The sequence below is a fragment of the Bacillus sp. ok061 genome, from assembly GCF_900108285.1.
Taxonomy (GTDB): domain Bacteria; phylum Bacillota; class Bacilli; order Bacillales; family Bacillaceae_G; genus Bacillus_A; species Bacillus_A thuringiensis_S.
The window spans coordinates 15,661-28,060 of record NZ_FNUW01000002.1; the positions used below are offsets into that span (position 1 = coordinate 15,661).

The window sequence follows — 12,400 nt, forward strand, 5'->3', positions numbered from 1 at the left end:
CATGCAAGCAGAGAAGTTTCATGACCTCCCGCTTGAAGACGTGTTAGGTGACCGCTTTGCACGTTATAGTAAATATATTATTCAAGATCGTGCACTTCCAGATGCACGTGATGGCTTAAAGCCAGTACAAAGACGTATTTTATATTCTATGTATGTAGAAGGTAATGTACATGATAAAGCGTTTCGTAAATCAGCTAAAACAGTAGGTAACGTTATTGGTAATTATCATCCACATGGAGATTCCTCTGTATATGAGGCAATGGTACGCTTAAGCCAAACTTGGAAAGTACGTAATGTTTTAGTTGAAATGCATGGTAATAACGGTAGTGTTGATGGGGACCCAGCGGCAGCGATGCGTTATACGGAAGCTCGTTTATCACCAATCGCATCTGAATTATTACGTGATCTTGATAAAGAAACAGTTGAATTTGTGTCAAACTTTGATGATACGAGTGAAGAACCGGTTGTATTACCAGCAGCGTTCCCGAATTTATTAGTGAACGGATCTACAGGGATTTCCGCTGGTTATGCAACAGAAATTCCTCCGCATCATCTTGGAGAAGTTATTGACGCTACAATGATGCGTATTGATAAGCCAAATAGTACTGTTGATGATTTATTAACAGTTATGAAAGGACCAGATTTCCCAACAGGCGGTATTATTCAGGGGATTGATGGTATTAAAAAGGCGTATGAAACAGGTAAAGGTAAAATTATTATTCGTGGAAAAGCGGAAGTTGAAACAGTGCGTGGTGGGAAACAACAAATTGTAATCACTGAAATTCCTTACGAAGTGAATAAGGCAAACCTTGTAAAGAAAATGGATGAATTACGTCTAGATAAAAAGTTAGATGGCATTGCTGAAGTGCGTGATGAGACAGATCGTACTGGTTTGCGAATTGTTGTTGAATTAAAGAAAGAAGCAAACGCCGAAGGTATTTTAAATTATTTATATAAAAATACAGATTTGCAAATTCCATATAACTTTAATATGGTAGCAATCAATAATCGCCGTCCAACACTTATGACATTACCGAAAATTTTGGATGCTTATATTGGACATCAAAAAGAGGTTATTACGAGACGTTCGCAATATGAATTAAGAAAAGCAGAAAATCGTCAACATATTGTAGAAGGTTTAAAGAAAGCATTATCGATTTTAGACCAAGTAATCGAGACAATTCGAGCTTCAAAAGATAAGCGTAATGCGAAAGATAATTTAAGTGCAAAATTTGGCTTTACAGAAGCACAGGCGGAAGCAATTGTTTCCTTGCAATTATATCGCTTAACGAATACAGACATTACGGCGTTACAAGAAGAAGCAGATGAGCTTAATAAGAAAATTCTAGAGCTACAGTCAATTTTACAAAGTGAAAAAAGATTACTTCAAGTCATTAAAACTGATTTGAAGAGAGTTAAGAAAACATATAGTGATGATCGTCGCGCTATTATTGAAGAACAAATTGAAGAAATTAAAATAGACGTAGAAGTGATGATTCCACAAGAAGATGTCATCGTTACTGTAACGAAAGAAGGATATGTGAAACGTACTGGATGGCGCTCACATAATGCATCAAATGGCAAAGACTTCGGTATGAAAGAGGGTGACATCTTACTTGAACGATTCGATACGAATACGACTGAAACAGTTCTTTTATTCACAAGTAAAGGAAACTATATATATCTTCCAGTATACGAAATGCCAGATATTCGTTGGAAAGATTTAGGTCAGCACGTTGCAAATATCGTTTCACTCGACCGAGATGAAACAATCATTTGGGCAACGGTTGTACCGAACTTTGAGGAAGAAAAACGATTTATCGTATTTGTAACACGAAATGGTATGATAAAGAAAACAGAATTAAATCAATATAAAGTTCAGCGTTATTCAAGGGCATTCGTTGCTGTAAACTTGAAAAAAGATGATGAAGTTGTCGATATATTTGCGACAGATGGAACGAGTGATATCGTTCTTGCTACACACGGTGCATATGCACTTATTTTCCATGAAGATGAAGTAAGTCCAGTCGGTGTAAGAGCTGCTGGTGTGAAAGCAATTAATTTAAAAGAAGATGACTATGTCGCTTCTGGTAAACCGTTAAATGGTGACAAAGATCAACTTATTCTCGTAACACAGCGCGGTGCTGTAAAACGTCTAAAAGCATCAGAAATTGAAAAATCAACGAGGGCGAAACGAGGTCTTGTTATTTTCAAAGAATTAAAACGTAATCCGTACCGCATTGTCGGTATTGAAATTGTTCGGGACGATGAACTAGTTTACATGAAGACAGAGAAAAACATTGTAGAAGAGATTGATCCGAAAGCGTATCGAAATAAAGATCGGTATAGTAATGGTAGCCTAGTGCTAGATGTTAATGATACTGGTGAAGTAGTAGAAACGTGGACGAAAAAACGACCGGAGTAAAAAAGCATCTTGCTATTATTCATAGCAAGATGCTTTTTTCTAGGCAATTTATTATGTAAATAATAATAATCTTGTTATAATAACTGAATGAAATCGTTCTCATAAAGTGAAACTTTAATCAATGGGGAGTTTCTTCATCCCCACTGATTATTAGTTGAACCAATCGGGCTTTAACAAGCAGTTGATTCCTCACCTAATTCCTTAGCTTTCGCTAAATTTTGAGTTAGGAATCTTACTGCCCGTTAAAGCGGGACAAATGGAGGGGCAACATGAAAAAAATAGGTGTAGGGATTGTAGGATTTGGTTTTTCTAGTACGACATTTCATATCCCACTATTACAAACGATAGAAAAATATGATATTCGTGCTGTATTATCCTCAAAAGAAGAGGTAGTAAAAGAAACATTACCAAACGCTAATGTTGTTAGTACAATTGATGAATTGGTGAAGCGAGCTGATGTTGATTTAGTTGTTATTACATCACCTAATACAACTCATTTTCCATATGTAAAAGAAGCAATTTTAAACGGTAAGCATGCTGTTGTAGAAAAACCATTTGTTGTTTCAATTGAAGAAGGGGAAGAGCTTATTTCATTAGCAGAGCAGCATAATGTAACGTTAAGCGTATATCATAATCGTCGTTTTGATAATGATTTCTTAACAATTAAGAAATTGTTAGGAGAAAACAGAGTAGGGAATGTATACGCATATGAATCGAATTTTGATCGTTTCCGTCCACATGTACGTGATCGATGGAGAGAAAAAAATCTACCAGGCTCCGGTATATTATACGATTTAGGATCGCATTTAATTGACCAAGCGTTATCAATATTCGGGAAACCAGATGAGATAAGTGCAGATGTAATAAAACAACGACCAGGTGCAGAGGTGGATGATTATTTCCACATAGTACTTCATTACGGAGCTAAACGTGTCATTTTACGTAGTAGCAGTTATGTGAAGAAAGCTGGACCGCATTTTATAGTGCATGGAGAGAAAGGTTCTATCGTGAAGTACGGTATGGATTCGCAGGAAGAGCAATTAAAAAATGGAATGAAGCCAGGTGATAACGGTTATGGAGTAGACGATGAAGAGAATTTTGCTACTTTAGAAACAGAAGGAAGCTTAGATCGTATTCCAACAGAAATCGGTTGTTATGACAATTATTATAAAGGGGTACGAGATAGTATATTAAATGGTGAGAAACTACCTGTAACAGCACAAGAAGGTTTAGATGTTATTAAACTGATTCAATTAGCGATTGAAAGTAGTGAAAAGGGTAGAGTCATTTCTATAAAATAAAAAGACACGAAATTCGTGTCTTTTTTATTAGGAATATGTGAATATGATTAATTATTTAGTCTAGTCGTTTATCATACATTAATTGGATTTGTATGCCATAAGGATCTTCAATAATACCATATGCTTCACTAAATATATTTTTTTCTAGCGGAGAGATTATTTTCACATGCTTATCGGAAATTAAATTATTATAAAACCTTTGTATTTCTTCTAAATTAGCGCTTTGAATGCAAAGTGACATGTTATTTCCAACGTTATAACGTTCATTAGACTTCATTGTATCTTCTGCTATCATTAGCTTTGTATTCCCAATTTGTAAAACAGAGTGAGCAATATGATCTTTATTTTCACTTGTAATTTTAAAAGAACTATCTCTTTTCGCCAGTTCTTCATACGTAACAATCATTAACTTTTTGGCTTCTAAATGACGTGTATAAAAGTTAATCACCTCCTTTGCTTGCCCATTCATTGAAAGAAAAATAGCTATTTCTAATGTCATAAATATATAACTCCTTTATTAGTTGATAATTATAATATAGATTAAAAAGGTTTCAATACATGACACCTTTTTTGGAGGGAAATATGAAAAAAACTGAACGAATAAATGATATGCTTATTTTCTTAAATAATAAAAGATATTTTAATTTAAAAGATTTAATGGCTAGATATGATATTTCTAAAAGTACCGCGTTGCGAGATATTCAATCATTGGAAGAAATAGGTGTACCCATATATTCTGAACTAGGTAGAAATGGAAGTTATAAAATTATAGAAAATAGTGTGTTATCGCCAATTTATTTTAGTGTGGATGAAATGTATGCGTTATACTTTTCAATTCTTACGCTAAATGGATACAAGACAAAACCATTTAATGTAGAAAGTATTGCGCTTGAAAATAAATTTAAACATGTATTACCTGATAATGTGAGTAAAAATATTTCAATCATGGAACGAACGCTTTCCTTTGAAGTAACAAATCATAGTAATTTTAGTCCGTTCTTAAAAGAAATTTTACAGGGAATTTTTGCTGAGCGAGTTTATCATTTAACATATTTAAAAAAAGGTGAGGAGCAAGCATTGGTTGCCCAATTTATTCGAGTAGAATCTAAATTTGGCCAGTGGTATGCTAAAATCTTTAATTTTGAGACAAATAATGTTCAAATAATTAGATGTGATAAAATTCTTTCTATTGTGGAAACGAGCAATATTAATCCAAAAAATCTTGAAGAATTATTAAGTTATCTTACTACTTTTCACAGAAAGCCTGATGCAATTGATTTTAGCGTCATTGTTAATCAAAAAGGAAAGGACATTTTTGATAAAGAGAATTATCCTTCCATGAGGATGCAAAAGGAAAATGAAAATTACATTATAACAGGCTATTTTAACAAGCAAGAATTTGATTTTATTTCAAATTATTTTCTGAATTTCGGTGAAACGATTATCTCAATTCAGCCTGTTATGCTAAAAGAGTTAATCTATAATAAGGTGTTATCTATAAAGCAGCATTTAACTTCTTTAAGATAAAGTTAGTTTTAGTCATTTTTTGATATGAAAAAGCCCTTGCGATTTAAATATCCAAAGGGCTTTTTGGTGATTCTATTTGTTCTTTAGAAAAATTATTTTTCTGGGACGGAGAGTCCATAAAAGAACATCGTAACGATATCTTGTATATGTTTTTCACGATCTCCTTCAAGAAGTTGTGCCCCAAAATCATCACCTAATTTAGTAAACATTTGAATGTAAAGTAACATCATTTCTTTAGTAAGGTGTGGATTAATTTCGTTTTTGCGCTGAGCTTGTTCTAATATTTCTAAATACCAGGGCAGGATTTTTTCATTTTGATAACTATAAATAAACTTACGGAGTTCTTCGTCCCTTTGCATCATTTGTAATAACATATCAGGTTGAAATAACCCGCCAGTATTCATTTTTCTTACAATCATTTTTTGCATCATATCATGAAAAGGTAATTTTTCTTCTGCAAGCTCTTTATAATATTGAAATTCAGATATGATAAATTCTTGTATAAGCTCCCTAAATAAAGCATCTTTACTTCCGAAATGATTATAAATTGTAACTTGAGAAACGTTTGCTTCTTTTGCGATATGTTCTATTTTCACTTCATTAAATCCACGTTCTGAAAATAATACGAATGCTGCTTCTTTAATGGCACGCTTTTTCTTTTCTTTTACTCTTTCAAAGCCGTTCAATGCAATCACCTCACTTAAAATATACAAGAAAAAATAATGGAAAACAATAATTTTGAAATATGGACTAATAAATATTTCAAAAAGTTGTTGCGAATATGAAAGATGAGGAGTACAATATTTTTGAAATATCACATATTAAATATTTCAAAAAATGAGGTGGAATTATGATTTCAGTTCAAGATGTCACAAAACAGTTTTCGAATGGAAAAGGTTTGTTTCATATTACATTTGATGTAAAAAAGGGAGAAGTATTTGGTTATTTAGGACCGAATGGTGCCGGGAAATCAACGACGATTCGTAATTTAATGGGATTTATAAAACCGACAGCTGGTAAAGCGACAATTTTTGGATTAGATTGTTGGAATGAAGCAGCGAAAATTCAAAGGGAAGTTGGTTATTTACCGGGTGAAATTTCTTTTATTGAAGGAATGAACGGATTAGAGTTTTTAAAATTAATGCAAGGAATGCGTGGGTTAAAGGATACGAAAAGACGAGATGAACTGATAGAGCGCCTGCAATTTGATGTGAAAACACCGATTCGCAAAATGTCTAAAGGAATGAAGCAAAAAGTAGGGATAGTCGCTGCATTTATGCACGATCCAGAGGTGTTAATTTTAGATGAACCAACATCTGGACTTGATCCACTTATGCAACAAGTATTTATAGATTTAATATTAGAGGAAAAGCAAAGAGGAAAAACAATCCTAATGTCATCACATATTTTTACTGAAATTGAGAGAACTTGTGACAGAGTAGCTATTATTAAAGATGGTCGACTCGTAACGGTTGAAAATATTCACGATTTACAAGGAATGAGAAGACAGGTGATAGATGTAACAGTATCATCACAAGAAGAGATTGAGTCCCTTACAAAGTGTAATTTGCAATTTGAAGCGGTAAAAGGCAGAGAGGCATCTATCATTGTACAAGGAAATTATCAAACTGTTTTACAAACACTTTCAAACTATAATGTAACGGCACTTCAAACGAGAGCGATGGATTTAGAACATTTATTTATGCATTATTACGATAAGAAAGAAGGGGTAACGCATGAATAAGCAATTGTTTTTAGCTAGTTTGAAAGAAACACAAAAAAGTATTTTGAGTTATGCGTCTGGCGCGGCTTTATATTTGTGGTTATTAATTTGGATATTCCCGTCAATGGTATCAGCGAAAGGGCTAAATGAATTAATAGCTGCCATGCCTGATAGTGTGAAAAAAATCGTTGGTATGGAAAGTCCGATTCAAAACGTAATGGATTTTCTAGCGGGCGAATACTATAGTCTATTGTTTATTATCATTTTAACAATTTTTTGCGTAACAGTTGCGACACATTTAATTGCTCGTCATGTAGATAAAGGAGCAATGGCATACTTGCTAGCAACACCTGTATCTAGAGTGCAAATTGCTATTACACAAGCTACTGTTCTCATATTGGGACTTCTGATTATTGTATCTGTTACGTATGTAGCTGGGTTAGTAGGTGCAGAATGGTTTTTACAAGATAATAACTTAAATAAAGAATTATTTTTGAAGATAAATGTAGTCGGAGGGCTCATATTTTTAGTCGTTAGTGCGTATTCATTTTTCTTTTCTTGTATATGTAATGACGAAAGAAAAGCACTAAGTTATTCAGCGAGTTTAACTATCTTATTTTTCGTATTGGATATGGTAGGGAAGTTAAGTGATAAGTTAGAATGGATGAAAAACCTATCATTATTCACGCTGTTTCGTCCGAAAGAAATTGCTGAAGGAGCGTATAATATATGGCCGGTAAGTATAGGGTTAATTGCCGGAGCACTTTGTATTTTCATAGTAGCAATTGTAGTGTTTAAGAAGAGGGATTTACCGTTATAAAGTAGAAAGTCCACTAGAAAGTGGGCTTTTTTATTTGTAAATTAAAACTAGTATGTTTATCGCATAACACTTATAAAGGATATTTATCTTTTTAATTACAAAAATATTCAAAAAAATGAACCTTTTTCTAGGTTCATACGTCTAATACATGTAAAGTTAAATTGGAAGTGATGAAGTGAGGATGAAACAGGAGGAGCAATGGTGAAAGTAATCCCTTTATATAAAATGATTATAAAAGAAGAAACGGATGTTTCTTTGGCGAAAAAAGGTGATCATGAAGCCTTTATAGCGCTTATACATACAGAAAAAGTGAAGATGTATCGAATAGCAAAGGCGATGTTACGTGATGAGACAAATATAGAGGATGCGATACAGACAACAATTTTAAAGGCCTATGAAAATATAAAAAAATTAAAAAAAGAAGAATTTTTTCAAACTTGGTTAATTCGAATACTAATAAATGAGTGTAACAATATTATTAGAGCGTATAAAAATGTAATTGTGACAGAAGAGAATGATTACAATATGAGTGCGTGTGATCAGTATGAAGATATAGATTTGTGTAATGCGATTCAATCGTTACATGAAGAATTAAGAGCTGTTACGGTGCTTTATTATTATGAAGATATGAATCAAGAGAGTATAGCAAAGCTGTTAGAAATACCGAAAGGAACAGTGAAATCAAGATTGTCACGCGCGAGGGAACAACTACAAAAACAATTAAAGATGGAATAGGGGGGGGAAGGGTGGATAATGAAAAATTATTTGATGAGAAATTAAAAAAGAGAATAAAAGATGAAAATGTTATAGTACCTCCAGAGTTAAATGAAAAGATTAATGGCACACTACATAATCTTCAGGTAAAAAAGAAGAGTTACAAAATTCATATGATGATAATTAGTGCAGCGGTTTGTATACTTTCAGTGGTATCTATGTCTGAGTTTTCTATCCAAAGTTTTGCGCAAAACGGTGGAGTATTTGAATATGTAAAGAAAAAAGCGCTTTCTGATTATGAAAATGAAGAAGAAATAAAATCGAATGTACATTATCCAGATAAAGAAAAGATTCATCAAAAGATGCTAGATTCTATTGATTATTTTAAAAATATTTCAGGACAATTTGAGGAATATTCTAGCTCATCAAGAATTGCTACAACATATAAGTATGCGATTGATACGGAAAAACAAAGAGGTATCTCTTCGAAAGAAGATAAACTAGCGAAAAAACGAACAATTATATATAACGAGGGCAAGAAAAAAGAGTTTGATGATGAGAAGTATACCTATAAAGAGACAAAATGGAACCCGAAAGAAAGAAACAATGAACTATTAAAATTAAATCCTACGGAAAGGTTATTGAGAAAATCAGGTGAAAAAAAGCGATATGATGATGAATATGTAGGACTAGCTAAATATAGTATTCAATCAGAATTCGCAGATTTGTTAATTCGATATAAAGATTGGAATTATAAAGAAACGAAATATCTTGGATTAGATTGTTACAAAATTGAAGGAGTCATCAATATAGAGATGCCTGTTAGCACCTCTGAAGATATAAGAGGGAAATTCGAAATGGTTGTGGAGAAAAATACAGGGATTATATTGAAATTTCTTAGTTTTCAAGAAGGCTTGATTCAATATTCACTTACGACTGAATGGATACAAATAGATAAGGGATTGAAAGAAAGTATGTTTCAAAAGGATAGCGCTAAATATGAAAGAATGAAAAACATATTGGATGAATAGAAACAGGAGGAGAGTAAATGGGGAATCATTCATCTTTAAGAGAAGAGAAAAACAAGCAAAAATATAAAAAGAAAACGATAATAAGTTTACTACTAGCGGTATTGCTATTTGGTGGAATTGGCTATGGAGCCTATGTATATATGAAAACTTCTAGTCTCGTACAAAAATCTAATTTGAATTTAGCACGAGGTGAAAAATCTAATTTACGTGAGAAATCTGTAAAGCCAATTGCAAATCATGTTTCACTTTTAATTATGGGAATTGATGAAAATCAAGAACGACAAAAGGAGTATAATGGTGCATTTCATACAGATGCATTATTGTTAGCGACTTTTAATAAAGACGATAAAACAGTGAAATTAACGAGCATACCGCGTGATACATATACATATGTTCCAGTTGAAAAGAAAAAAGATAAAATCACCCATGCATATGGAAGTGGTTTCGTTAAAAATGGTAAAGATGGAGGACCACAAGCTTCTGTAGAAGCGGTAGAAAAATTGTTACAGGTTCCTGTTGATTATTTTGTGAAATTTAATTTTGGTTCCTTTACTAAAATTGTTGATGGGTTAGATGGTATTGAAGTAGATGTCCCAGTTGAATTTACGGAGCAAAATAGTAAAGATGAACCTGATGCGATTCATTTGAAAAAAGGATTGCAAAAATTAAATGGGGAAGAAGCACTTGCACTAGCAAGAACGCGCCATATTGATAGTGATGCAATGAGAGGTCAGAGGCAACAACTTGTTATTGAATCGATTTTAAGTAAATTAAAAAGTGTAGGCTCGATTACGAAGCTAGAAAAAATGGTTGAGGCGGTTGACGGCGATTTTAAAACAAACTTAGTAATGGATGATATTTTATCTTTTTATAAATACGGTTTAAACGGTTCAGTTGAAAAAATACAACTAGCTGGTGATGATTTATATTTACCTAATGGTCCAAATGGGCAACGTGTATATTATTATAATCCTAATAAAAAAGATCTACAGAGTTTGAGTAATACTCTTAGAACACATCTAGGGTTAAGTGAAAAGCAAATTGAGGAGAATTGAAGCAGGCGAAACGTCTGCTTTTTTATTATGTTAAATAGTATGTCGTTTACTCTTGAATGTTATATACTATTTTAAAATTAGAGATAATAGTGTAACCTAATGTTAAGGTTCAAGTTAGATAGCAAGGGGGCTATTACATAGAATAAATGGTATTAATTATAATAGTTTGGGAGAAATGAAAAAACAGGGGAGTATTAAAAATGAGAATTGTAAAGAATTTAACATTCCAAGTTATCGTGGCAATTATTTGTGGTATTGCAGTAGGAGCAATTTGGCCGAGTGTTGGACAACAAATGAAGCCAATTGGTGAAACATTCATCAATATGATTAAAATGGTTATTGCACCGATTATCTTTTTAACGATTGTGCTCGGTATTGCAAGTATGGGAAGTATGAAAAAGGTAGGCCGTGTTGGTGGGAAGGCACTATTATATTTTGAAATTGTTACAACAGCGGCTTTAATTATTGGTATCATCGTAGCGAATGTTGTACGTCCAGGAGATGGATTAGATCCCTCAAAACTAAAAGGCGGAGATGTTTCACAATATGTACAAAGCGGGCAAGAAATGAAATGGATGGATTTCTTTTTACATATTGTGCCGTCTAACATGTTTGAAGCATTTGCAAAAGGTGATATTTTACAAGTGTTATTTTTCTCCATTTTATTCGGCGCAGGGTTAACGATGTTAGGGAAAAATGGACAACCGATTATTGACTTTTTTGAAAGATTATCGAAAGTATTTTTTAATATTTTATCCATTGTTATGAAGTTAGCACCGGTTGGAGCATTCGGCGGAATGGCATTTACAATTGGTAAATATGGTTTAAGTACACTCATACCACTTGGTAAATTAATGATTTGTGTATATGCGACAATGGCATTATTTGTTTTTATTGTTTTAAATTTTATTTGTAAACTGTATAAATTTAGTTTGTGGAAATATTTAGCGCATATTAAAGAAGAATTACTCATTGTTCTAGGGACATCATCATCAGAATCAGTACTGCCGCGAATGATGACAAAGATGGAAGACTTCGGATGTTCGAAGCCGGTAGTAGGTTTAGTCATTCCGACGGGATATTCTTTTAACTTAGATGGAACAACGATTTATTTATCGATGGCTACTATATTTTTAGCTCAAGTCTTTCACGTCGATCTTTCACTAGGTCAACAATTAACTATAATAGCTATTTTGTTAGTTACATCTAAAGGAGCAGCAGCAGTAACAGGTGGAGGATTTATTGTATTAGCATCTACGTTGTCTGCAATGAATGTTATCCCGTTAGAAGGGTTAGCGCTATTACTTGGTGTAGATCGTTTCATGTCAGAGGCACGTGCTATCGTTAATTTAATTGGTAACGGTATTGCGACTGTAGTTGTTGCAAAAAGTGAAAATGAATTTGATGATGAGAAGTATACGAGAGTAATAGAGGAGATGAAAAGAGAAAAAATAGCCGGGTAAAAAAGTCAGCTTTGCTGATTTTTTATTTTTGTAGAAAAGAGGTTTGTTACGATATACATTATTTATTAACAATAATTTACAAGTGTTTTATAGCGGAGGGATATAAAGACTATTAAATCAATACATAGAATTCCATGAGGTATAGTGTTTCGAAAGGTTATGGAATTTTTATGAATATTACTGTAAAAAAATAATTTTTTAAAAATTTTCAATAATAACACTTTACAAAACTCAAAAAATTAGTAGAATAATAGTTAATAAGAATCTTCTGATAAATATATAAAGAAAAACAGAATTATCAGAAAATTCTTAAGTGAGAGCGTTAAGAATTAGGGAGGGTA

At 32.8% G+C, this 12,400-nt stretch carries 11 protein-coding genes; 9 read left to right on the top strand and 2 right to left on the bottom strand.

What is annotated here, in order from left to right:
* Position 1 precedes the first annotated feature (1 nt).
* Positions 2–2,425, top strand: coding sequence for a DNA topoisomerase IV subunit A (parC, locus tag C4S65_RS02740; RefSeq protein WP_001147467.1), 2,424 nt, complete (start codon positions 2–4; stop codon positions 2,423–2,425).
* A 269-nt stretch (positions 2,426–2,694) separates the two neighbouring features.
* Entirely contained in the window at positions 2,695–3,726 is a 1,032-nt protein-coding gene (locus C4S65_RS02745) for an oxidoreductase (protein ID WP_086407545.1), read from the top strand.
* A gap of 55 nt (positions 3,727–3,781) precedes the next feature.
* On the opposite strand, the gene C4S65_RS02750 is transcribed toward C4S65_RS02745, so the two are convergent.
* Entirely contained in the window at positions 3,782–4,225 is a 444-nt protein-coding gene (locus tag C4S65_RS02750) for a VOC family protein (RefSeq protein ID WP_061665775.1), read from the bottom strand.
* Positions 4,226–4,284: 59 nt separating this feature from the next.
* Between C4S65_RS02750 and C4S65_RS02755 the strand changes: the two genes are divergently transcribed.
* Positions 4,285–5,253 carry a WYL domain-containing protein gene (locus C4S65_RS02755; protein ID WP_003307614.1) on the top strand — a complete coding sequence of 323 codons (969 nt, stop codon included), beginning with the start codon at positions 4,285–4,287 and terminating at the stop codon, positions 5,251–5,253.
* Between the two features lie 92 nt (positions 5,254–5,345).
* On the opposite strand, the gene C4S65_RS02760 is transcribed toward C4S65_RS02755, so the two are convergent.
* On the bottom strand, positions 5,346–5,948 hold the full coding sequence (locus C4S65_RS02760) for a TetR/AcrR family transcriptional regulator (protein WP_003291871.1): 603 nt from the start codon (positions 5,946–5,948) through the stop codon (positions 5,346–5,348).
* A gap of 155 nt (positions 5,949–6,103) precedes the next feature.
* Here C4S65_RS02760 and C4S65_RS02765 point away from each other — a divergent pair, with 155 nt between their 5' ends.
* The 6 genes from C4S65_RS02765 (at position 6,104) to C4S65_RS02790 (ending at position 12,059) form a co-directional block, all read left to right on the top strand.
* On the top strand, positions 6,104–6,997 hold the full coding sequence (locus tag C4S65_RS02765; protein WP_061665774.1) for an ATP-binding cassette domain-containing protein: 894 nt from the start codon (positions 6,104–6,106) through the stop codon (positions 6,995–6,997).
* On the top strand, positions 6,990–7,796 hold the full coding sequence (locus C4S65_RS02770) for an ABC transporter permease subunit (RefSeq protein WP_001041433.1): 807 nt from the start codon (positions 6,990–6,992) through the stop codon (positions 7,794–7,796). Before C4S65_RS02765 ends, C4S65_RS02770 begins: the two co-directional genes overlap by 8 nt.
* 201 nt (positions 7,797–7,997) lie before the next feature.
* Positions 7,998–8,531 (top strand): sigma-70 family RNA polymerase sigma factor, encoded by a 534-nt coding sequence (locus tag C4S65_RS02775; RefSeq protein ID WP_086407652.1) that lies wholly within the window; start codon positions 7,998–8,000, stop codon positions 8,529–8,531.
* 11 nt (positions 8,532–8,542) lie between these two features.
* A complete protein-coding gene (locus C4S65_RS02780; protein WP_086407544.1) occupies positions 8,543–9,541 on the top strand; it encodes an anti-sigma factor in 999 nt (332 codons plus the stop codon).
* A 17-nt stretch (positions 9,542–9,558) separates the two neighbouring features.
* On the top strand, positions 9,559–10,596 hold the full coding sequence (locus tag C4S65_RS02785; RefSeq protein ID WP_000526732.1) for an LCP family protein: 1,038 nt from the start codon (positions 9,559–9,561) through the stop codon (positions 10,594–10,596).
* A gap of 200 nt (positions 10,597–10,796) precedes the next feature.
* On the top strand, positions 10,797–12,059 hold the full coding sequence (locus C4S65_RS02790) for a dicarboxylate/amino acid:cation symporter (protein WP_001223627.1): 1,263 nt from the start codon (positions 10,797–10,799) through the stop codon (positions 12,057–12,059).
* Positions 12,060–12,400 lie beyond the last annotated feature (341 nt).